Here is a 22,016-nt window from a genome sequence, read left to right on the forward strand (position 1 = left end):
CCATCACAAGGGGATCCCATGCCCGAGGCCGCACCCATCCGCCAGCTCGCCCGCCGTTCGCTGCGCGTGCATGCGCTGTTGATCGGCGTGATCGTCCTGGCCACGATCCAGGCCGGGTTGGTGCTGTCCACCACCCTTCAGCTGCTGCGGGAAGAACAGGACAAGATCGATTTCCACTTCCGCCGCCTGGATGGCGCACTGCAGGAACAGGAGCGCTTCATGCGGCGCTGGCGCGCCCATGATCACGAGCGCGCAGCGTTGCCCGGCGGTCCACCAGGAACGGTCCGCAGCCAGCCACTGTCGGGCAACGTGGAGCTGGCCAACCCGGCGCGGGCCTACATCCCGTTCTCGGTACTGCATGACCAGGCGCCACCGCCACACACGGCATCGGCGCTGGGCGTGCGATTCTCCGGCTTCTACGGCGCGTTCTGGGCCGAATCGCTGTATCCCTCACCGCGCTGCCTGCTGGTCAGCGGCGAAGGGACGGCCGGATTGCTGGTGCCGCTCACGGTGGACGATATCGACCCGGTGCGGCCGGCCTCGGCACCGATGCAGGCGCTGCTGCGCTACATCCACGCGGTGGCGGCCAGTGTCTCGCTGCAACGCGGCGATGTGCGCTGGTTCGAGCGCGATCCCGGCGATGGCAACAACCGCCTGCTGTCGATCGCACAGGCACCGCGGGACATCGACGCGTGGGGCGATACGGACGCCCGGGCCATGCCGGCGATCGCCTGCCTGCTGGACCTGTCGCGCCTGGACGAGCGTCGTCAGCTGCTGGGCGAGACGATCTACGACCAGCTGTCCATCATCGACCCGAACGGTCGACTGGTGCACGGCCCCCACCTGGAGGGCGGCGGCGCGCAGCGCAGCTTTACCCGTGACGGGGTGATCTACCGCATGCGAACCAACGACGGCTGGCAGGCCGTGTACCAGGTGCGCTGGGCGCGCCTGCTCAGCCATCCCCGCGGGCCGCTGATCGGCAGCGTGATTGCCGCGATGCTGCTGGCGCTGGGCGGCGTGCTGGTGCTGCGCAGCTATCGACGCTCGGTTCTGGTCCCGCTGCGCGAGAACCATGAGCGTCTGCTGGAAAGCGAAGCGTTCAGCCGCACCGTGCTTGACGCAGCCCCCATCGGTCTGTGTCTGCTGCGCCAGCGCGACGGGCAGGTGATCCTGGAGAACGCCCTGGCACGCAACTGGCTGGGAGAGCATCCTGACGCACCTGGCTGGCATGGTGGGTGGCGCGATGATGCGTCGGCCGACGCCAATACCCAGGGCCCTGCCACGCGGCCCTACACCACGCCCGACGGACGCCATCTGCTGGTGACCGTCACCCCCGCGCGCTACCGCGGCGAGCCGGTGATGCTGTGCCTGTTCATCGACCTCACCGCCCAGCACGACGCCGAACTGGTGCTGCAGCAGGCGCGCGTGGCCGCCGACCAGGCCAACCGGGCCAAAAGCCTGTTCCTGGCGACGATGAGCCATGAGATCCGCACGCCGCTGTATGGCGTACTGGGCACACTGGAGCTGCTCGGACTGACCCCACTGGACAGCCGACAGCAGGAGTACGTGGGCACGATCCAACGCTCGTCGTCGACCCTGATGCAGTTGATCAGCGACATCCTCGACGTGTCCAAGGCAGAGGCCGGGCAGCTGGCGCTGGAGCCGGTCGCGTTCTGTCCGGCGGGATTGACCGAAGAGGTATTGCGCTCGTATGCCGGTTCGGCCACGCGCAGGCGGCTGCAGCTGTATGCGTGCATCGACGGCACTGTTCCGGCGCTGGTGATCGGCGATGCCGCGCGCATCCGACAAGTGCTCAACAACCTCATCAGCAACGCGATCAAGTTCACCGATGCCGGCCGTATCGTCGTGCGCCTGCGCGGGGTGGAAGCGGCGGGGGAATTGCCGCGACTGAGCTGGCAGGTGGCCGACACCGGCATCGGTATCCAGCAGGAGCACCAGGCACGACTGTTCGAGCCGTTCTACCAGGCCAACCCGGGCACCGATGCGATGCGCGGCACCGGCCTGGGGCTGGCGATCAGCGCGCATCTGGTGCAGTTGATGGGGGGCGAACTGCGCGTGGTCAGCGACAGCGGGCTGGGCAGCAGTTTCAGCTTTGAACTGCCGCTGGCCGAAAGCCCCGACCTGGCCGAGCAGCGTCCAGCGTTCGGCCAGCGCGTGGCGGTCTACGTGCGCTCGCCATCGCGGGAACTGGCCGACAACCTGTGCGAGCGCCTGCGCCAGCGCGGCGCCGCCGCGCAGGTCTACCACAGCGAATCGGCACAGAACTTCAGCGCACACACCCCCTTGCTGGATGTGCTGCTGGACGAGCCCGATCCGGGCTGGGCCGGGCCGCACGTGGTGGCCAGAACCGACGGCGGTGACCATCCCGAGCGGATCGACGGGCGCTGGGTGGTGTCCATGCACAACCTGGATGCCATGGTGGATGCGCTGCTGATGGCCGCAGGTGGGGATGCGCCACGGCAGGCGCCGACGGCGGCGCCGCAGTTCCGTCGCCTTGGCCTGCACGTGCTGGTCGCCGAGGACAATCCGATCAACCAGATGATCCTGCGCGAACAGCTGGAACAGTTGGGCTGCCACGCCGTGGTGGCCAGCGATGGCGACGAAGCGCTGGGCTACTGGTCACAGCGTCGCTTCGACGCGGTGCTCACCGACGTCAACATGCCGCACATCGATGGGTATGCCCTCACCCGCCGGTTGCGCGCAGACGGCGTGCGTGTACCCATCATCGGTGCCACCGCCAACGCCGCGCCGGAAGAGCGCGAGCGCTGCCGCAGCGCCGGCATGGACAGCTGCCTGGTCAAGCCGATTTCGCTGCAGGCGCTGTACCGCCAGCTCAGTGGGTTGACCAAACCGGTGGCCCCTGCCGGAGTGGACCTTTCACCGACCCGCGATGTGCCAGTCGATACGATCGTGGTCTCCGATCACCTGCGCGACCTGTTCCTGACCACCATGCGCAGCGACCTGCAGGGCCTGTCGGCAGCGGTTGAAAGCGGCCAGGCCAACGAGATCCGGCAGATGCTGCATCGCATCCGCGGGGCGTTGGTGATGGTTTCGGCGCAACGCCTGGTCGACGTTGCCCAGGTGATCGAAGATAGAATCGCCGCCGGCGCGACGGTGGCGGCGTGCAGCGCAGCAGCGCAGGCCTTCCTGATCGAACTGGAACGCGCGCTGGTGCGGCTGGAACGCTCGCCACCGGAGGCCACCGATGTCCCCTGAGTTTTGCTCCTGCCGGTGCCGAGAACACGCATGAAGACCAAGATCGTCATTGCCGATGACCACCCGATCGTGCTGGCCGGCATCTCCGATGTCATCGACCGCGACCCGCGCCTGGAGGTGGTCGGCCAGGCACAGAGTCCGGCGGCACTGGTCGAGTTGATGCAGACGCTGGCACCGGACATCGTCATCACCGACTACAACATGCCCGGCGATGACGCCCTCGGCGATGGCATCAAGCTGATCTCCTACCTGCTGCGCAATTTTCCCGATGTCCAGGTGTTGATCCTGACCATGGTCTCCAATCCCTCGATCATCGCCGAGATGTACCGGGCCGGCGCCAGCGGCGTGGTACGCAAGAGTGGGGATCTGAAGGAACTCAACGTCGCGCTGTCTGCGGTGCTGGCCCAGCGCGTGTACCGCTCGCCGGACCTGCCGCGCGAGGAGGCCCTGCCGGGGGCCGGTGATGCCTCCTCGGCCTCGCTGCTGTCGCCACGCGAGTTCGAGGTGATCCGGCTGTTCGCCAACGGCCAGAGCGTGGGCGACATCGCCAGACGACTGAACCGCAGCAGCAAGACCGTCAGCACCCAGAAGGTCAACGCGATGCGCAAGCTGGGCGCCAAGACCGACCAGGAACTGATCACCTTCTGCCTGGCATCGGACCTGTTCACCTGAGCAGGCGCGCGGCCTGCCCGAGGCCGGCGGATACCGCGCCTGCCTGTCGCATTCGCTGACTGCCGGCCCAACCACGCTGCCGGCATCGGCGTACTTTAGGGATCGCCTGATGTCTCCGGTGGCAGTCACTGCCTAGCCTGTGCTTACCGGCTGCGCAGTGGTCGCGCCGGTACGGCTTCAAGGACGCCCCTGATGCACGCCCCGGCGTGTCGTGGCGATGGCGCTGCCATCCGCCCCCCTCCCCCGCGCCTTGTCGCCATGCGGCGTTGCCGGCCTGTGCCGGTGACGCCGCAACGGTGGTCGCCGGATGGCGATCGACATGGTCTGCAGATCCGTCTGGCGTACGCCGGACGGCTGCCTTGCGACGAGAAAAACCAGGATGAACAGAATCTACCGATTGGTGCGGGACCCCGTGAATGGACGCTGCAAGGTGGTGTCCGAACTTGCGCGGCAGCGTGGCACGGTGTCCATGACCACGCGCGCGGTCCGCGCCGGACTGCCGACCCGGATCGCGCTCGGTGCGGCACTGCTGGCGGCGCTGCCGGCCAGCGCGCTGGATTACACCGTGCCGATCACCGTCAACGCAGGCGAGTCGCTCGACCTGGCCAGCGGTGACAGCGTGCTGCACACCGGCAGCAGCTACGCGGTGACCGTAACGGGTCAGGACGCTACGCTGCACGCCACCGACCTGGACCTGGGCGTTACCGGCAACGGCAGCGGCATCGGCGCCATGTCCGGCGGCAGCGTGCAGATCGAGGGCGGCCACATCCAGCTCGGCGACGGCAGCGCCAGCGTCGGCTATGCCTTGAATGCCAGCGGCGCGGGCAGCGTGATCCGCGCCAACAACCTGGTCATCGATGCATATCGCAACGGCTCCGGCTACGGCACGGTCAATGCCACCGGCGGCGGCAAGGTCTGGCTGACCGGCGGCCGCGTCAGCAGTGGCGGGCATGCGCTGTACGCCACCGGCAGCGGTAGCGAGCTGCACGTGACCGGCACCGAAATCAACAACGGTGGCGACAGCGCCGTGTCTGCCGAGGGCGGCGCGCTGCTGGCGATGGAAGCGCTGCAGCTTACCTTTGCCTCGGGCAACAGCGGCTACAGCGGTCGGCTGTCCTCCAACGGCGTGGGCAGTGTGCTGTCGCTGACCGATGTCGATGTGGTCAATGGCTACTTCGACATCAACAACGGCGGCCTGCTGCGCATCAACGGCGGTAGCGCCACCACCAACGGCGGCAGCATCCGCCTGCTCGGCAATCGGGCCAACGGGATTCACGCATCGGCCGAGGTGACCGGCGGAACGTTCGATACCACCGGCGGCTACGGCGTCAACGTCAACGAATGGGGCCAGCTCACCGCCAACGGCGCACATTTCACCGTGCGCGATGGCCAGTCCGGGCTGTGGTTGTCCAGCGCCGCCTCGTTGGCCGATCTGACCGATACGGTGATCAGCACCTATGGCACCAACGGCTACGGCCATGGCGTGGACGTCTGGGGCGGCACCGCGACAATGACCGGCGGCAGCATCGACACACACGGTGACGGCGTCTACGGCCTGCGTGCGTCGGGCAGCAACCCGCCCACGCCATACTCGCGCATCCGCGCCAACGATCTGGACATCACCACCTACGGCAACGGCGGTGGCGGCGTGTTCCTGGGCGGCAGCACGGCCGACGTGCAGCTCGATGGCGGCCATATCACCGTGCTGGGCGATGCAGCGTTCGGCATCGTGCAGATGAACACCGCACAGCTCACCGCGGACAATCTGGGCATTCATGCCAAGGGCGCAGGCAGCGGTGCGTACCRCTCCTACATCACCGTGTTCGGCCCGTACTGGGACCGCCTGACCTTCAACAACAGCCAGTTGCAGACCGAAGACGGCCCCGCGCTGTGGTTGCAGGGCAGCAATCATGCGCTGACGCTCAACAACACCGACGTGGTTGCCCGCCAGGCCGGCAGCGTGGACGGTGGCCGGCTGTTGCGGGTCAGCGATACCGTGTTCACCGATGGCAGCTCGGTGGCGACCTCGGACATTCTCTTCAGCGCCGACAACAGCCGCCTGACCGGCGATGTGGTGGTGGACAGCGCCACCGCCAACGTGCAGATGGCGCTGGCCAACGCCAGCGTGCTGACCGGCGCGCTGCGCGGCGACAGCGGCTTCCACGTGGCGTCGCTGTCGCTGGATGACAGCAGCCGCTGGAACCTGCGCGGCGATTCCACCGTGGGGACGCTGCAGCATGGCGGAACGATCGCGTTCGTCGCACCCACGCGGGGCGACTTCAAGACCTTGACCATTACCGGCGACTACGTTGGCAATGGCGGCACGTGGGTGATGAATCGCCAGCTTGGCGATGATGGCTCGGCCGGCGATGCGCTGGTGATCCAGGGCAACAGCAGCGGCACCGCGAACGTGCGGGTGGACAATGCCGGCGGCGCCGGCGCGCTCACCAGCGAAGGCATCCGCCTGATCAGCGTGGCCGGCCAGTCCGACGCGCAGTTCACGCTGCAGGGGCGCGCCGTGGCCGGTGCCTACGACTACTTCCTGTACAAGGGCGGGGTGAGTACGCCGGATGACGGCAACTGGTACCTGCGCTCGGAATATGTGGCGCCGGTGGACCCGGTGGAGCCCGTAGATCCCGTAGATCCCATAGATCCCGTGGAGCCGGTGGAACCTGTAGATCCGATCGACCCGGTGGATCCGGCCACTCCCGATCCCGGCCAGCCGGTCGACCCGGTCGACCCGATCGATCCGGTGGATCCGGTGGATCCGGGCCCCAAGGTCGAACGCCCGGAGCCTGCCATCTACCTGGCCAACCAGTCCGCCGCCCTGCGCATGTTCCAGCACAGCCTGCATGACCGTGCCGGCGATCCGGGCACCCGTGTCCACGCCGAGGATGCAACCGGCGCGCTGGCCTGGGCAAACGTACGCAGCAGCAACCTGGAACGGCACGCCGCCGGCGAGCAGGTCCGCGTGGACAGCCGCGTAGACAGCGTCATGGTCGGCATTGGACATGCGCTGGCCGCCAACGTGGGCGGCCAGCTGCAGCTGGGGCTGATGGGTGGCCATGGCCGCGCCAGCAGTGATGCCGTATCAACGGTGACCGGCTACGCCGCGCGCGGCGTGGTCACCGGCACCACCCTTGGCCTGTATGGCACCTGGTTGCAGGACGCGGACATGCAACAGGGTGCGTATGTGGACAGCTGGGTGCAGTACAGCCGCTTCCGCAACCGCGTGCAGGGCGAAGGCCTGGCCGAGGAACGCTACCGTTCGCGCAACTGGAGCGGTTCGGTGGAAGCCGGCTACGTGTTGCCGCTGCAGCGCACTGCCGATCGCGGCCTGTACCTGGAACCGCAGCTGCAGGTCGTCCACAACCGTTACGACGCCGACAACGTGGTCGAAGCCAATGGCACCGCCGTGGAGAGCCGTCGCGCCGGCGGTACCAGTACCCGGCTGGGCGCACGCCTGTACACCCGCGCACTGACGCCAAAACAAGGCGATGTGCATCCGTTCGTCGCGGTCAACTGGTGGTCCGGTGGCAACGCGTCGGCGATCGCGGTCGACGACGTGTCGATCCGCCGCGACCTGCCCGACGACATCTACGAGGCCAAGGCAGGCGTGCAGGTGAACTTCGCCGGCGGCTGGCGCGGCTGGGGCCAGCTAGTGCACCAAACCGGCAGTCAGGGCTACCGCGATACCAGCGCGCAGCTCGGCGTTTCCTACAGCTGGTGACGGCGTGCCCGCTTCCGGTCGTAGGGCCGGAAACGGGCGCCACCGGTAGCGCCGGCCGCTGGCCGGCGCCACGCAACGCCGAACACACCCCTGCACGCATGTGGCTTTTCCACACCCCGCGTGGAAAGCCGTGGGGGTTTGATGTGGACAAGTCGGTGCAAGCCAGCCACGCCAACGTTTTCGGGGCGTGGCGTTTTTTTGTCCAGGTGCTGACGCGGTTTTCCACAGCGMCTGGGCAAAGCGGTGGGGGTTTGTTGTGGACAACCCTGCGTAAGCGGTACGCGGCAAGGGTTTCCACGCGTGGTCATTAATTGTCCACGTGGTCTGCGGTGGAGGATTGCGTGGTTGCCGGCCAACGGCCGGCGCCACCGGGCCAGGTTTTCCACATGGGAGGTGGAGAGCGATGGGCGTTTGTTGTGGACAAGTGGTGCAGAGCCCCACCTGCCGGGCATTCTCAGCAGTGGTGATTTTTTATCCAGCGCACGGGATCGCGCGCCACCAACGCAAACGCCCCGCTCAAGGCGGGGCGTTGCAGGCATCAACCGGCGATGCGATCAGACGTTGAAGCGGAAATGCAGGATGTCGCCTTCCTGGACGCGATATTCCTTGCCTTCCAGGCGCAGGCGACCGGCTTCCTTGGCGCCGGCTTCGCCCTTGTACTTGATGAAGTCGTCATAGGCGATGGTTTCAGCGCGGATGAAGCCCTTCTCAAAGTCGGTGTGGATCACCGCGGCGGCCTGCGGCGCGGTGGCGCCCTTGCGCACGGTCCAGGCGCGGACTTCCTTCACGCCAGCGGTGAAGTAGGTCTGCAGGCCCAGCAGCTGGTAAGCGGCGTAGATCACGCGGTTCAGACCCGGCTCGGACAGGCCCAGGTCGGCCAGGAAGGTGTCGCGGTCTTCGTCGTCCAGCTGCGACAGCTCTTCCTCGATCGCCGCCGACACCGGCACCACCTGCGCGCCTTCCTCGGCGGCACGGGCGCGCACGGCGTCCAGGTGCGGGTTGTTCTCGAAGCCGTCTTCCAGCACGTTGGCGATATACATCACCGGCTTGAGGGTCAGCAGGAACAGGTCGCGGACCAGCGCCTTCTCTTCCTCGTCCAGGCCGGCGGTACGACCGGCCTTGCCGTCGGCCAGCGCAGCCTGCAGCTTGGCCAGCACCGGCTTGCGCGCGGCCGCTTCCTTGTCGCCGCCCTTGGCGGCGCGCTCGGCGCGATTCAGCGCCTTTTCGACGCTGTCCAGATCGGCCAGGGCCAGTTCGGTATCGATGGTATCGATGTCCGACAGCGGGTCGACCTTGTTGTTGACGTGGATGACGTCGGCGTTCTCGAAGCAGCGCACCACGTGGGTGATCGCGTCCACCTCGCGGATGTGGGCCAGGAACTTGTTGCCCAGCCCTTCACCACTGGCGGCACCGGCGACCAGGCCGGCAATGTCCACGAACTCCACTGCAGTCGGGATGACCTTCTGCGGGTTGATGATCGCGGCCAGTTCGTTCAGGCGCGGGTCCGGCACCGGCACGATGCCGACGTTCGGTTCGATCGTGCAGAACGGGAAGTTGGCCGCGGCGATGCCCGCCTTGGTCAGCGCATTGAACAGGGTCGATTTGCCGACGTTGGGCAGACCGACGATGCCGCATTTGATACCCATCTTTGACAGCCTCTGGGGTGGTAGGTACCGACCGTGGATCGGTACACCGTGGTTATTTCGGGGTGTGCAGGCGCTTCATCGCCTCACTGTAATCGCCGCATACCGCCAGCGGCAGCACGTCGATCGCATCGTCGATGGCGTGGCCGATCAGCACATCGTCTTCTTTGCTCGCGCGGCCCAGCACCCACGGCACCACGCGGTCCTTGTGACCGGGGTGACCGATGCCGATGCGCAGGCGGTGGAACCGGCCGTGGCCCAGCAGGCGGATGGTGTCGCGCAGGCCGTTCTGGCCGCCATGGCCGCCGTCGAACTTGAGCCGTGCCACGCCGGGCGGCAGGTCCAGCTCATCGTGCGCCAGCAGGGTCTGTTCCGGTTCGATCTTCCAGAAACGCTGTGCGGCAGTAACCGACTTGCCACTGAGATTCATGAAGGTGCCGGGCTTGAGCAGCCACACCGCCTGCCCGGCGATGTCGACCTTGGCGGTCTCGCCGAACAACTTGCTGTCCACGCTCCAACGCGCGCCGGCCTGTGCGACCAGGGCGTCAATGAAACGAAACCCGGCATTGTGCCGGGTCTGGGCGTGCTCGGGTCCGGGGTTGCCCAGACCAACGATCAATCGCAATCCTGTCATCACTCTTCTTCGTCGGTACCCGCCCTGTGCCGGTACATACAGAAACGGCGCCTGCCCCGGAGGACAGGCGCCGCAATACCTTACTCTGCGGCCGGCGCTTCGTCGGCAGCGTCTTCCTTGCCGTGCTTGGCGGTGACGATCGCATCGTCATGGTCCTTGCCCTGGGCCAGGGCCGGGATCTCAACGCCCTTGGGCAGCTTGATATCCGACAGGTAGACCACGTCGCCAGCCTTCAGCTCGCTCAGGTCGACGTCGATCGACTCCGGCAGGTCCTTCGGCAGGCAGGTGACAGTCACTTCCTTCAGTTCGTGGGTGACCACGACGTCGGCAGCCTTGCCAGCCGGCGAGGTGTCTTCGTTGATGAAGTGCAGCGGGACGTTGGCGGTCAGGGCCTCGTTCTCGTTCACGCGCAGGAAATCCAGGTGGATGATCAGCTGCTTGAACGGGTGGCGCTGCATGTCACGCAGCAGCACCTTGGTGACCTGGCCGTCCAGGTTCAGGTTCAGGATGGACGAGTAGAACCACTCGTTCTGCTGGGCCAGCCAGATCTGGTTGTGGTCCAGGTTGATGTTGATCGGCGCGGCTTCGCCGCCGTACACGACGGCCGGGATCACGCCGGCGTGACGCAGGCGGCGGCTCGCACCCTTGCCCTGCACGTCACGAGCGGTGACCTTGATTTCATGGGTCTTGGACATTGTATTGACTACCAGTTGGTGCCTTGCCCGAGGGCTTGGCGAATGAGGGCACGTCCGCGACCAGACGTACCCGGGACCCGACCACCGTTGCCGGTGGCCGGAAAAAAATCAATCCACGTACAGCGAGCTGACCGATTCGCCGAAGGCGATGCGGCGCATCGTCTCGGCCAGCATTTCCGCCACGCTGAGCTGGCGGATCTTGCTGCACACCCGCGCCTCTTCGCGCAGCGGGATGGTGTCGGTCACCACCAGCTCATCGAGCTGGGAGTTGTTGATGTTGTCCACCGCCGGGCCCGAGAGCACGGCGTGGGTGCAATACGCGGCCACCTTCAGGGCGCCACGCGCCTTCAGCGCTGCGGCAGCCGCACACAGGGTGCCGGCGGTATCGACGATGTCATCGACCATCACGCAGGTCTTGCCTTCGACGTCACCGATGATGTTCATCACGGTGGAGACGTTGGCGCGCGGCCGGCGCTTGTCGATGATCGCCAGGTCGGCATCGTCCAGGCGCTTGGCGACGGCACGTGCACGCACCACGCCACCCACGTCCGGGGACACCACGATCAGGTTTTCGGTGCCGTAGGCGCGCCAGATATCGGCGAGCAGCAGCGGCGAGGCATACACGTTGTCCACCGGCATGTCGAAGAAGCCCTGGATCTGGTCGGCATGCAGATCCACCGTCAGTACCCGGTCGGCGCCGACGGCGCTGAACATCTTGGCGGCGACCTTGGCGGTGATCGGCACGCGCGAGGAACGCATGCGGCGATCCTGGCGCGAGTAGCCGAAGTACGGCACCACGGCGGTGACGCTGTTGACCGAGGCGCGCTTGAGTGCATCGATCAGCACCAGCAGCTCCATCAGGTTTTCCGCGCTGGGCGCGCAGGTCGGCTGGATCACGAACACGTCCTGCTTGCGGACGTTTTCTTCGATCTCGACCTGCACTTCACCATCGGAGAAGCGCGACACCAATGCCTTGCCCGGCCGCACCCCCAGTTCCTTGCAGATGCTCTGCGCAAGGCGCTTGTTGGCGTTGCCGGAAAATACCAGCAGGTTGGGGTGATCTTGCATCATGACGGTCTCGGGCGGGAGCGATTGGAGAACTCGGCCGCCGGCACCCTGGAGTGTCTGCGGTGACAACACCGCGAGACATCGGCCGTGCCCGCGCAGGCGTGCGCATGGGAACGCGGCTGATATCCGCAAGTGGCAGGGGCGGGAGGATTCGAACCTCCGAATGCCAGGATCAAAACCTGGTGCCTTGGGCCTCTTGGCGACGCCCCTGCATCAAAATCAATAACGCTCGAGTACATCAAGCAACGGCGAACGCTCCACGCCCGCCACTACCCATGCCCGCAGTTCCTTCGGCAACCGCGCCAGGCCCTGCTCTGCAGCAGCGCGCGTGGCGAACTCGACGAAACAACCGCTTCCCGACCCGGTGAGTCGTGCCCGGCCGATCCTGCTCAACGTCGCAAGCACTGCCTCTACGGCGGGCTCGCGGCGGCGCAATACCGGCTCGAACGCATTCCCGAGCAAAGACCCGGAAGCGAAGTCCGCTATTTTCGCCACTGGGGCGTCTCGCGTCAAATCCGGATCCGCGAAAAGTCGCGGCGTGGGCACGTGCACCCCCGGATCGGCCAGTACAAACCAGGCCGGGGGCAGCGCGATCGCGGTGAGCTGCTCGCCCACGCCTTCGGCCCAGGCGTTGTGCCCGCGCACGAAGACCGGTACGTCCGCGCCCAGCTCCAGGCCCAGCGCGGCCAGGGCATCGACGTCCATGCCGGCGTTCCACAGCCGGTTCAGTGCGACCAGCACGGTGGCCGCATCGGACGATCCCCCGCCAAAACCGCCACCGGCCGGAATGTGTTTTTCGACACCAATATCGGCACCTTGGCCGACATTGGCGGCATTCTTGAGAAGATGCGCTGCACGGATGGCCAGGTCGTCGGCTTCTGCCACCCCTGCCACCGACGCGCCGTCACGCTGGATCCGCCCGTCCTCACGCACCCGCAGCCGGATCCGGTCGCCCCAGTCGAGCAGCCGGAACACCGTCTGCAGCTGGTGGTAGCCATCGGCGCGGCGGCCGGTGATGTGCAGAAACAGGTTGAGCTTGGCCGGGGCCGGCCACTGCGACCAGCCCGCATTCAGGTCCAGGCCGCTCATGGGCTGCCCAGCACCCAGCTGTCGACTACCAGGCGCACTTTGGCATCGCCGTTGACTGCTTCGATCCGGCGCGGCAGCACCGGGCGATCGCCTTCGGCCGGGTACCAGTCCAGGTACTGGATCTGCCAGCCCATCTGCACGACCCGGCGCGGACGGCCATCACCATCGCGCTCGACCTGCTCGGCCGGGGCGGTGTCATCGGCCACCAGGCCACGCACCCAGTCCGGCAGTTGATTGACCGGGATGTCCCAGCCGGTCGCATCCAACAGCACCTGTTGGGCGTCCTCGCCTTCCCGCGGACCGCCGTCCAGACCTTCCAGGCGACCCCCTTCGTGGTGGCTGTCTCCGGTCAGCTTCCAGCTCTGGCGGGTCACCGGCGCACTCAGCTCGACCACGTACTGGCGCTCCCGCTGCTGCCAGTCGATGCGGCCATTGCCGCCATTGCGCCCCTTGTTGATCGCCACGCGGCCCTGGAACGACCACTGCGGCTGCGTGCGCAGCGCTGCCACGCGGGCGGCTTCGGCCTGCTGTGCCTGCGCCGACACGGTCGTCACCACGGCCGGGGCGGACGGGGCCTTGCGCTCGTCCAGCGACACACAGGCCGACAACGTCAGCCCCATCGCCAGCGCGGCGCCGGCCTTGAGCAGCTGCAGGTTCATACGCCGTATTTCTCGATCACGCGCTGCAGGGCGCGGTTGTCAGGGTCCAGCTTGCGTGCCTCGTCGAAGAAACGCCGCGCCTCTTCCTTGCGGCCCAGCACCCACAGCACCTCGCCCACATGCGCGGCGATCTCCGGGTCCTTGGCCAGGGTCCAGGCGCGGCGCAGCTGCACCAACGCCTCTTCGTTGCGGCCCAGGCGATACAGCACCCAGCCGTAGCTGTCGACGATGGCCGCATTGTCCGGCTCGGCGACGCGGGCGCGGTCGATCAGCTCCAGCGCCTCCTGATAGCGCTGAGTACGGTCGGCCAGGGTGTAGCCCAGCGCATTGAGCGCGGCCACGTTTTCCGGATCGGTCACCAGCACCTTGCGCAGGTCGGCTTCGGCGCGTGGCACATCGTCGCGGCGTTCCCAGGCCAGGGCGCGCGCGTACAGCAGTGCGCCCTCGTCGGGATACGCGGCCAGGCCACGGGCCAGGGCGTCCAGTTCGCCGGGCAGGTCCTCGCCGCGCTGGCGCAGCTCGGCCTCCAGCAGGTAGGCATCGCGGCGGGCGTCGTCATCGACGCTGGCATCGGACTGGATCGTGTGGACTTCGGCAAATGCCTTGTCCGTGCGCCCGGCCTCGTACTGCGCATTGGCCGCGCGCAGGCGCGCCTCGTCCAGTTCATCGCCGCCGGGCACGCTGTGGTACCAGTCCACCGCCTCGGCCGGGCGCTTCAGATACTCGGCGATCTTGCCCAGCAGCAGGCGCTGCGCCGGATCCGGCTTGGCCGCCTGCCTGGACAGATCCGTATACAGGGCCAGCAGCGCGGCATCGTCCTTCTGCTTGGCCAGCAGCGAGGCACGCATGCCCCAGGTCTGCACATCCTGCGGGCCCACCGCCAGCACGCGCGCGGCCGAACGGGCATCGCCCATGCTGTCGTAGGCGATGGCCAGCGCGTTGCGCAGCTCCGGATCCTGGCGGCTCCGGGGTTCCACCCCGTGCAGCAGCGCCAGCGCTTCGTCCTGCTTGCCGGCCTGGGCCAGCTGGCTGGCATTCAACAGCGCCACCCGGGGTTCATTGGGGAAGCGCTTGACCACTTCATCGACCATGCGCTTGGCCAGGTCCGGCCGTTCCATGCGCATCGCCAGCCGCCCCAGTTCCTGCCAGACCTCGAGCTGGTCGGGGATCGCGTTGTCATCGACCAGGCCGCCCAGCACCTGCGCCGGCACGGCCGGATCACGGCCACCGCCGATCAGCGCGGCGATGGCGAACTTCCAGCCACGCGGGTCCGGGTCCTTGAGCAGCGCACCGAGTTCGGTGCGGGCGGCCTTCACATCGTTCTGGCGCATGTCCAGCGCGGCGGCGGCGCTGCGCATGGCCAGCGAACGCGGCGCACGGGCTTCCCACAACGCCAGTGCGCGGGCGGCGCGCTTGTCATCGTCGGCGAGCATGGCGATGCGGGTGGCCCGCTCGGCCAGCCCGGCATCGTCGCTGCCGGCCTCGGCCGCCTCCAGATACCAGCGCGCGGCGTCGGCGAGCTTGCCGGCCTGCAGCGCGAACTCGCCCGCCATCACCGGGGTGAGCGGCGCGGTTTCGGCCACCTTGGCCTTGGCGGACGGGGGTGTGGCGGGAACCGTGGCCGGGGCCGCCAGGGCACTGGCGGCGGACAAGGACAGCAGCAGAACGCTGGAGATGCGAATCAATGCGGGCATCGGGGGCTTCTGGCCTTAAAATGACGACTTGAATGGCCAGCAGCTTATCGCAAGCAACTGAACAATGACCCTGTGGGTGCTCGGACTGAATCACCAGACCGCGCCAGTGGAACTGCGCGAACGCGCGTCCTTTGGCGGCGACGCCCTGCCCCTGGCATTGGCGTCGCTGCGCGATACGCCACAGGTGGCCGAGGCCGTGCTGCTGTCCACCTGCAACCGCACCGAGCTGTACGCGGTGGCCGAATCGGGCGAGGCACTGGCGCACTGGCTGGAATCCCACGCCGGCGCGCTGCACGGGTACCTCTACCAGCATGCCGATGCCGACGCGGTGCGCCACCTGTTCCGGGTCGCCACCGGGCTGGACTCGATGGTGCTGGGCGAGCCCCAGATCCTGGGCCAGGTCAAGGACGCGTGGGCGACCGCGCGCGACCACGGCCTGCTCGGCCAGCGCCTGGACCGGCTGTTCCAGCAGACCTTCTCGGTGGCCAAGCGCGCCCGCACCGATACGCGGGTGGGTGCCAACCCGGTCTCGGTAGCCTCCACCGCCGTGCGCCTGGCGCAGAACTCGTTTGCGCGGCTGGAAGACTCCACCGTGCTGCTGGTCGGCGCGGGGGAAACCATCGAGCTGGCCGCGCGCCACCTCAGCGAAGGCAAGGTGCGGCGCCTGCTCGTGGCCAACCGCACGCTGGCCCATGCGCAGGACCTGGCCAGCCGGCATGGCGGCGTGGCGCTGCCGCTGAGCGAACTGGAGCGTCACCTGGGTGAGGCCGACGTGGTGTTCTCGGCCACCGCCGCGCGCCAGCCGGTGATCGCCCGCGCGCACGTCGCCGCTGCGCTCAAGACCCGCAAGCACAAACCGATGCTGCTGTTCGACCTGGCCGTGCCGCGTGACATCGAGGCCGGCGTGGGCGACCTGCAGGATGCGTTCCTGTACACCGTCGATGACCTGGAGCGCGCGGTCGAAGACAACCGCCGCAGCCGCCGCGAAGCCGCCGCCGAAGCCGAGGCGATCATCGAACTGCAGGTCGCCCGCTTCGTGGAGACGCTGCAGGCCAGCGCCCACCAGGCGCCGCTGCTGCAACTGCGCGCCTATGGCGAGGCGACCCGCGTGGAGATGCTGGACAAGGCGCGCCAGCAACTGGCCCACGGCAAATCGCCGGAGGACGTGCTGGAACTGCTGGCCCACGGCCTGACCAACCGCCTGCTGCACCCGCCCACCGCGGCGCTGCGCGCGGCCGCGCTGACCGGCGATACTGAGCTGACCCGCGCCGCCGAGCGCCTGTTCCCGGCCAAGCCGGGCTATCAACACCCTCCTGTGAAGACCGATGACGCCGACCCTGCGCCGTAAGTTGGAAGCGCTGGCCGAACGCCGCGAAGAACTCGAACGCCTGCTTGCCGACCCCTCGGTGGTCAGCGACAACGACCGCTTCCGCGCGTTCTCGCGCGAATTCGCACAGCTGCAGCCGATCGCCACCGCGCTGGCCGACGAGGCCCGTGCCCTGTCCGACCTGGCCGCCGCCGAAGCGATGCGCAACGACCCGGACCTGCGCGAGCTGGCCGAAGAAGAAATCACCGCCGCCCAGCAACGGCTGGAAGAGCTGGACCGGGACCTGGCGCTGCTGCTGGTGCCGCGCGATCCGCGCGACGACGGCAACCTGTTCCTGGAAGTGCGCGCCGGGACCGGGGGCGACGAAGCGGCGATCTTCGCCGGCGATTTGTTCCGCATGTATGCCCGCTATGCCGAGCGCCAGGGCTGGAAGGTCGAGATCGAATCGGACAGCCCCGGCGAACATGGCGGCTACAAGGAAGTGGTGGCGCGCGTGGTCGGGCGTGGCGCGTATTCCAAGCTGAAGTTCGAGTCGGGCACGCACCGCGTGCAGCGGGTACCGGCCACCGAATCGCAGGGCCGCATCCATACCTCGGCCGCCACCGTGGCGATCATCCCCGAGGCCGACGAGGTCGACGAGATCGTGATCAACCCGGCCGACCTGAGGGTGGATACCTTCCGCTCGTCCGGCGCCGGCGGCCAGCACGTCAACAAGACCGAATCGGCGATCCGCATCACCCACGTGCCGTCCGGCGTGGTGGTGGAATGCCAGACCGAGCGCAGCCAGCACGCCAACCGCGACAAGGCGATGAAGCGCCTCAAGGCGCAGCTGCTGGATGCCGAGCGCAGCAAGCAGGCCGCCGCCACCGCCGCGAGCCGTCGCCTGCAGGTGGGCAGCGGTGACCGCAGCCAGCGCATCCGCACCTACAGCTTCCCGCAGGGCCGGATCACCGACCACCGCGTGGAAGGCCTGACCCTGTACGACCTGCCCAACATCATTGCCGGTGAAATGGACACACTGGTCGAGCGCCTGATCCACGAACACCAGGCCGACGAACTGGCGCAGCTGGCGGCGGGTACCTGAGGATGGAGGCGGACCGGCAGCAGCTGCGCCTGGCGGTGCAACACCAGCCGACCGACTTCATCGCCTGGGTGATGCTGGCCGACGCCGAGTTGGAAGCGGGCGACATCGCCGCCGGCGAACACGCCGCCACGCGTGCACTGCAATTGCGCGGCGACCATCCCGAAGCCCTGGCCCGGCTGGGCCGCGCGCGCTGGATGCAGGGCCGCCACGACGAGGCCGCCGCGCTGCTGCGCCAGGCCTCGAACCTGGCCCCGCAGCACCCGGGCATCGCCTTGTGGCTGGGCCATGCACTGGAAGACGCCGGCCAGCCCGAAGCGGCCGCCGATGCGTATCGCCATGCGCACATGCTGCTGCCCGGCGAACCCTACATCAGCGCACACCTGCTCAACTGGCAGCGCCGTCTCTGCGACTGGCGCGATATCGACCGCCTGTCGGCCCAGGTCCGCCAGGCGGTCGCGCAGGGCCAGGCGGCGGTGGAGCCGTTCGCCTTCCTCAGCGAAGAGAGCAGCGCGGCCGAACAACTGGCGTGCGCGCGCCAACGCGCGGCGGCCATTGCCGCCGACGTGCGTCCGCTGCCCGCCGCCACGGTGCGCGCGCACGGCCGCCTGCGCGTGGGCTTCCTGTCCAACGGTTTCGGCGCGCATCCGACCGGGCTGCTGACCGTGGCCCTGTTCGAGCAGCTGCGCGCGCTGGGCACACTGGAGCTGCACCTGTTCGCGCTCAATGGCGACGACGGCAGCCGCATCCGCGCGCGCCTGCACGCCGCGGCCACCCAGCTGCACGAGATCGGCGCACTGCCGCACCAGCGCATCGCCGAGCGCATCCGCGCGGCCGGCATCGATGTGCTGTTCGACCTGCGCGGCTGGGGCGGCGGCGGCACCCCGCAGGTGCTGGCGATGCGTCCGGCACCGGTGCAGGTGAACTGGCTGGCCTACCCCGGGACCGCCGGCGCGTCGTGGATCGACCACCTGCTCGCCGATGCCTTCGTGCTGCCGCCCGCGCTGGACGCCGGCTTCAGCGAAGACGTGCGACGCCTGCCGCGCGCGTTCCAGCCCTCGGACAACACCCGAATGCTGCAGCCGCCGCCGTCGCGCGAGGCCTGCGGGCTGCCGGCCCACGGCGTGGTGCTGTGCTGCTTCAACAACAGCTACAAACTCAATCCGCGCAGCGTGCAGCGTTTGTTCGCGGTGCTGCAGGGCGTACCCGGCAGCGTGCTGTGGCTGCTGTCCGGTCCCGGCAATGCCGATGCGCGCCTGCGCAGCGCCGCACGCCAGGCGCAGCTGGACCCGGCGCGGTTGGTGTTCATGCCCAAGCTGCCGCATCCGGAGTACCTGGCCCGCTATGCGCTGGCCGACCTGTTCCTGGACACCCACCCCTACAACGCCCACACCACCGCCTCGGACGCGCTGTGGGCCGGCTGCCCGGTGCTGACCTGCCCGGGTGCGACCTTCGCCGCGCGCGTGGCCGGCAGCCTCAACCATCACCTGGGGCTGGCGCGCATGAACGTCGCCGACGACCGCGCCTTCGTCGCCACCGCCATCGCACTCGGCAACGATCCGGCGGCCTTGCAGGCACTTCGCGCGGAGCTGGCGCAGCGCCGCGTCGACAGCGGGCTGTTCGACATGGCCGGCTTCGCCGGTGACTTCAGCGCCGCGGTCGAGACGATGGCGCGCGAACGCGGTTGGCAGGGCGAACACACGCCCTGACCCACCGCTGCGCTAGGCTCGGGCTTTCCTGTGAACGACCGAGGCACGCCGATGGGCAAGCTCAAACGCAAGGACTACCAGGCCCTGCTGGAACCGATGCAGCTGGAACTCATCGCCATGGCACGCTGGGTGCAGCACACCGGCCAACGCGTGCTGGTGCTGTTCGAAGGCCGCGACACCGCCGGCAAGGGCGGCGCCATCCAGGCCATCGCCGACCATCTCAACCCCCGCCAGTGCAGAGTGGTGGCGTTGCCCAAACCCACCGACCGCGAGAGCACGCAGTGGTACTTCCAGCGCTATGTGTCGCACCTGCCGGCCGGCGGTGAGATCGTGCTGATGGACCGCAGCTGGTACAACCGCGCCGGCGTCGAGCACGTGATGGGCTACTGCAGCGAGCCCGAGTACCACGCCTTCCTGGCGCAGACGCCGGTGTTCGAGAAACTGCTGATCGACGACGGCATCCTGCTGTTCAAGTACTGGCTCAGCGTGGACCAGGCGCAGCAGGAAAAGCGCTTCGCCGAGCGCCATGTCGACCCGCTCAAGGGCTGGAAGCTGTCACCGGTGGACCTGAAATCGCGCAGCAAGTACAGCGCGTACACCGAAGCGCGCGAGGCCATGCTGCGCGCCACCCATCGCGAGGAAGCGCCGTGGACACTGGTGGACTTCAATGACCAGAAGCGCGGCAGGCTGGGACTGATCCGCAACCTGCTCGACCGCCTGCCCGACACCCGCGTGGACGAGCCGGAGCTCGCCCTGCCGCCGTTGAAGGGCAAGCTGCACAAGGAGCACTTCGACGTGTTGAAGCCGATCGAGGCGTATCCGCTGCCCGACTGACGCCGGGGGCGGCGTCAGCCGCCCTGCGCGATCCGGGTTTCGATGTCGTGCGCGGTGACCGGGCCGAGGAATTCCTTGGCGACCTTGCCGTCCGGTGCGATCAGGTAGGTCAGCGGCAACCCGCGCGGAATGGCGAAGTCTTCCGGCGGGTTGTACGTATCGACGATCACGATGGGATAGGTCACCGGACGCTTGTCCAGGAACGCCTTCATTTCCGCCGGCTCGATGTCCTCGAAGGCCAGGCCCACCACCTCGATCTCGCTGCGCATGGCATGCAGTGCCGACAACTCCGGCATCTCCTTGCGGCACGGCGCGCACCATGTCGCCCAGAAGTTCACCACCACCCACTTGCCGCGGTGCGCGGCCAGGTCGTAGGTGCTGCCATCCAGCGCCGGCAGTGTCAGGGTCGGACGCTCGACGGTCTTGCGGTCGGTCGGTGCGGTTTCGGCCGTCGCGGGCGCCACCGGTTCGGTGACGGGCGCGGGCGGCGTTGCGGGGGCTGGCGCGGCGGCATCGGGCTGCGCGGTGGGCTTGTTGCAGGCGGCCAGCGCCAGCAGGCTCATGGCCAGCAGCAGGGGCTTGACGGTCATGGGGGCGTGTCTCCGGGAATGGAATAGATGTCGCTGACGCGACGCTTGAGCAGTTCACGCAGCGGCAGCCGCAGGGTGTCCAGCGCCAGCACCGACGCCTGGCCCAGGCTGTCGTCGCGATACGGCAGGTAGGCCTCGCGGATCGGGATACGCATCTGGGTGGTTTCGTACAGATCGGCCAGGGTCAGCTTGTCCAGGTCGCGCGCCAGCAGCCACTCGCCGCGTTCGTCGCGGCGCACCACCCGGATTGCCTCCAGGTCGCAGAGCATGGTCTGCAGCAGCGAATCGGTCAGCATCGGCTCCAGCCGCAGGATCTCGTCATCGTCCAGGCTGCGGCCATCGCGGCGCGCCTGCTGGAAGCGCCCGATCAGGCGCAGCAGGCCGTAGATCTCATAGCCGGTGGGCAGGCGCAGGTCGGCCGGCTGGTAGCGGAAGGCGGCAATCGAGGAGGCCAGCGACGCCCCCAGCAGCACCGAGACCCAGCACAGGTAGATCCACAGCAGCAGGATCGGCACGAACGCAACCGTGCCATAGAGCTTCTGGTAAGACTGGAAGCTGCCCAGGTAGGCGCCCATGCCCCACTTCACCAGCTCGAGCATCACTGCGGCCAGGATCGCGCCGGGGATGGCATGGCGCCACTTCACCACGTGGTGCGGCACCACGCGGTAGACCAGCATGATGCACACGAACTCGATCAGGAACGGCGCCACGGTCAGCGAAAAATTGGCCAGCCAGCGGCCTTCGCTGGTGCCGAACAACGGCAGCGCGAACACCCGCGCCGATACCGCCAGCGAGGCGGCGGCGAGCATCGCGCCCAGGGTAAGTACGGTCCAGTAGACCAGGAAGCGGGTCAGCTTGGGACGCCCGGAATTGACCCGCCAGATCTGGTTGAAGGTCTGCTCGACGCTGTTGAGGGTAATCAACAGCGACACCACCAGTGCGATGAAGCCGGCCGCGGTGAGCTGCCCCGCGCTCGCCGAGAACTGACGCAGGTAGCCTTCGGCGGCGCGGGCGGCGTTGGGCACGAAGTTGGAGAACACATAGTCGCTGAGCTGGTCGCTCCAGCGGTCGAACACCGGGAAGGCCGAGAGCACCCCGAACACCACGATGGCCAGCGGCACCAGCGCGAACACCGTGGTGTAGGCCAGCGAGGCGGCCGCCTGGAACAGGCGGTCGTCCAGGAAGCGTCGCCACAGGAAGCGACCGAAGCTGGCGGCACGCGCGCGATCACGCAGGCGCTCCATCCAGAGATTGACGGTATCAAGGGGTTCCATCGGCGCAAGGGTACCCGAAGAGGGGTGTGCGGGACTGCATCGCATCGCCATACTGGCCGCTGGTCCCAATGAGTGAAGCG

The 22,016-nt window shown here is 68.0% G+C and carries 16 protein-coding genes and 1 tRNA gene; 7 read left to right on the forward strand and 10 right to left on the reverse strand.

Going from position 1 to position 22,016, the window contains the following annotated elements; translation table 11 throughout:
- Positions 1-18 precede the first annotated feature (18 nt).
- From AC1DR7_RS04605 to AC1DR7_RS04615, 3 genes are all read left to right on the forward strand, one after another.
- Complete coding sequence (locus AC1DR7_RS04605; RefSeq protein WP_478052964.1) at positions 19-3,237, forward strand: hybrid sensor histidine kinase/response regulator; 3,219 nt, start codon at positions 19-21, stop codon at positions 3,235-3,237.
- Positions 3,238-3,267: 30 nt separating this feature from the next.
- On the forward strand, positions 3,268-3,909 hold the full coding sequence (locus AC1DR7_RS04610) for a response regulator (protein ID WP_256775006.1): 642 nt from the start codon (positions 3,268-3,270) through the stop codon (positions 3,907-3,909).
- Between the two features lie 412 nt (positions 3,910-4,321).
- Entirely contained in the window at positions 4,322-7,639 is a 3,318-nt protein-coding gene (locus AC1DR7_RS04615; RefSeq protein WP_478076406.1) for an autotransporter outer membrane beta-barrel domain-containing protein, read from the forward strand.
- Positions 7,640-8,193: 554 nt separating this feature from the next.
- Here AC1DR7_RS04615 and ychF read toward each other — a convergent pair.
- The 8 genes from ychF to AC1DR7_RS04655 all read right to left on the reverse strand — a co-directional run bounded on the left by ychF (position 8,194) and on the right by AC1DR7_RS04655 (position 15,121).
- Positions 8,194-9,285, reverse strand: a complete 1,092-nt coding sequence (gene ychF / locus AC1DR7_RS04620) for a redox-regulated ATPase YchF (RefSeq protein WP_088434937.1) — start codon at positions 9,283-9,285, stop codon at positions 8,194-8,196.
- A gap of 52 nt (positions 9,286-9,337) precedes the next feature.
- Positions 9,338-9,916, reverse strand: coding sequence for an aminoacyl-tRNA hydrolase (pth, locus tag AC1DR7_RS04625; protein WP_457318524.1), 579 nt, complete (start codon positions 9,914-9,916; stop codon positions 9,338-9,340).
- Between the two features lie 80 nt (positions 9,917-9,996).
- Positions 9,997-10,611 (reverse strand): 50S ribosomal protein L25/general stress protein Ctc, encoded by a 615-nt coding sequence (locus AC1DR7_RS04630; RefSeq protein ID WP_256775003.1) that lies wholly within the window; start codon positions 10,609-10,611, stop codon positions 9,997-9,999.
- 108 nt (positions 10,612-10,719) lie between these two features.
- Positions 10,720-11,679: a ribose-phosphate diphosphokinase gene (locus tag AC1DR7_RS04635; protein ID WP_038692467.1), complete on the reverse strand. Its 960-nt coding sequence runs from the start codon at positions 11,677-11,679 to the stop codon at positions 10,720-10,722.
- A 133-nt stretch (positions 11,680-11,812) separates the two neighbouring features.
- Positions 11,813-11,889: transfer RNA gene (locus tag AC1DR7_RS04640), tRNA-Gln, on the reverse strand.
- 9 nt (positions 11,890-11,898) lie between these two features.
- Positions 11,899-12,768 carry a 4-(cytidine 5'-diphospho)-2-C-methyl-D-erythritol kinase gene (gene ispE / locus AC1DR7_RS04645; RefSeq protein WP_478051306.1) on the reverse strand — a complete coding sequence of 290 codons (870 nt, stop codon included), beginning with the start codon at positions 12,766-12,768 and terminating at the stop codon, positions 11,899-11,901.
- On the reverse strand, positions 12,765-13,427 hold the full coding sequence (gene lolB / locus AC1DR7_RS04650) for a lipoprotein insertase outer membrane protein LolB (protein ID WP_457318522.1): 663 nt from the start codon (positions 13,425-13,427) through the stop codon (positions 12,765-12,767). Before lolB ends, ispE begins: the two co-directional genes overlap by 4 nt.
- A complete protein-coding gene (locus tag AC1DR7_RS04655) occupies positions 13,424-15,121 on the reverse strand; it encodes a tetratricopeptide repeat protein (RefSeq protein ID WP_457318521.1) in 1,698 nt (565 codons plus the stop codon). Before AC1DR7_RS04655 ends, lolB begins: the two co-directional genes overlap by 4 nt.
- Before the next feature lie 64 nt (positions 15,122-15,185).
- Between AC1DR7_RS04655 and hemA the strand changes: the two genes are divergently transcribed.
- The 4 genes from hemA to ppk2 are packed head-to-tail and all read left to right on the forward strand — an operon-like array spanning position 15,186 to position 20,072.
- Positions 15,186-16,469, forward strand: a complete 1,284-nt coding sequence (gene hemA, locus AC1DR7_RS04660) for a glutamyl-tRNA reductase (RefSeq protein WP_457318520.1) — start codon at positions 15,186-15,188, stop codon at positions 16,467-16,469.
- The gene (gene prfA / locus AC1DR7_RS04665; RefSeq protein WP_457318519.1) at positions 16,447-17,532 is read left to right on the forward strand and encodes a peptide chain release factor 1; all 1,086 of its coding nucleotides are present in this window, start codon (positions 16,447-16,449) and stop codon (positions 17,530-17,532) included. The genes hemA and prfA overlap by 23 nt, the downstream gene beginning before the upstream one ends.
- Before the next feature lie 2 nt (positions 17,533-17,534).
- Entirely contained in the window at positions 17,535-19,238 is a 1,704-nt protein-coding gene (locus AC1DR7_RS04670) for an O-linked N-acetylglucosamine transferase, SPINDLY family protein (RefSeq protein ID WP_457318518.1), read from the forward strand.
- Between the two features lie 51 nt (positions 19,239-19,289).
- A complete protein-coding gene (ppk2, locus tag AC1DR7_RS04675) occupies positions 19,290-20,072 on the forward strand; it encodes a polyphosphate kinase 2 (RefSeq protein WP_457318517.1) in 783 nt (260 codons plus the stop codon).
- Between the two features lie 14 nt (positions 20,073-20,086).
- Here ppk2 and AC1DR7_RS04680 read toward each other — a convergent pair whose 3' ends face one another.
- Both AC1DR7_RS04680 and AC1DR7_RS04685 read right to left on the reverse strand, forming a co-directional pair.
- Positions 20,087-20,662 carry a TlpA family protein disulfide reductase gene (locus AC1DR7_RS04680; protein WP_256774995.1) on the reverse strand — a complete coding sequence of 192 codons (576 nt, stop codon included), beginning with the start codon at positions 20,660-20,662 and terminating at the stop codon, positions 20,087-20,089.
- Entirely contained in the window at positions 20,659-21,936 is a 1,278-nt protein-coding gene (locus tag AC1DR7_RS04685) for a YihY family inner membrane protein (protein ID WP_256774994.1), read from the reverse strand. The genes AC1DR7_RS04680 and AC1DR7_RS04685 overlap by 4 nt, the downstream gene beginning before the upstream one ends.
- Between the last annotated feature and the right edge of the window lie 80 nt (positions 21,937-22,016).

Source organism: Stenotrophomonas sp. P5_A9 (assembly GCF_056400525.1).

Excerpts from the sequence above, each read along its gene's own strand:
- AC1DR7_RS04605 (WP_478052964.1), top strand. The coding sequence starts at position 19 with ATGCCCGAGGCCGCACCCATCCGCCAGCTCGCCCGCCGTTCGCTGCGC.
- AC1DR7_RS04610 (WP_256775006.1), top strand. The coding sequence starts at position 3,268 with ATGAAGACCAAGATCGTCATTGCCGATGACCACCCGATCGTGCTGGCC.
- ychF (WP_088434937.1), bottom strand. The coding sequence starts at position 9,285 with ATGGGTATCAAATGCGGCATCGTCGGTCTGCCCAACGTCGGCAAATCG.
- pth (WP_457318524.1), bottom strand. The coding sequence starts at position 9,916 with ATGACAGGATTGCGATTGATCGTTGGTCTGGGCAACCCCGGACCCGAG.
- AC1DR7_RS04630 (WP_256775003.1), bottom strand. The coding sequence starts at position 10,611 with ATGTCCAAGACCCATGAAATCAAGGTCACCGCTCGTGACGTGCAGGGC.
- AC1DR7_RS04635 (WP_038692467.1), bottom strand. The coding sequence starts at position 11,679 with ATGCAAGATCACCCCAACCTGCTGGTATTTTCCGGCAACGCCAACAAG.
- ispE (WP_478051306.1), bottom strand. The coding sequence starts at position 12,768 with ATGAGCGGCCTGGACCTGAATGCGGGCTGGTCGCAGTGGCCGGCCCCG.
- lolB (WP_457318522.1), bottom strand. The coding sequence starts at position 13,427 with ATGAACCTGCAGCTGCTCAAGGCCGGCGCCGCGCTGGCGATGGGGCTG.
- AC1DR7_RS04655 (WP_457318521.1), bottom strand. The coding sequence starts at position 15,121 with ATGCCCGCATTGATTCGCATCTCCAGCGTTCTGCTGCTGTCCTTGTCC.
- hemA (WP_457318520.1), top strand. The coding sequence starts at position 15,186 with ATGACCCTGTGGGTGCTCGGACTGAATCACCAGACCGCGCCAGTGGAA.
- prfA (WP_457318519.1), top strand. The coding sequence starts at position 16,447 with ATGACGCCGACCCTGCGCCGTAAGTTGGAAGCGCTGGCCGAACGCCGC.
- AC1DR7_RS04670 (WP_457318518.1), top strand. The coding sequence starts at position 17,535 with ATGGAGGCGGACCGGCAGCAGCTGCGCCTGGCGGTGCAACACCAGCCG.
- ppk2 (WP_457318517.1), top strand. The coding sequence starts at position 19,290 with ATGGGCAAGCTCAAACGCAAGGACTACCAGGCCCTGCTGGAACCGATG.
- AC1DR7_RS04680 (WP_256774995.1), bottom strand. The coding sequence starts at position 20,662 with ATGACCGTCAAGCCCCTGCTGCTGGCCATGAGCCTGCTGGCGCTGGCC.
- AC1DR7_RS04685 (WP_256774994.1), bottom strand. The coding sequence starts at position 21,936 with ATGGAACCCCTTGATACCGTCAATCTCTGGATGGAGCGCCTGCGTGAT.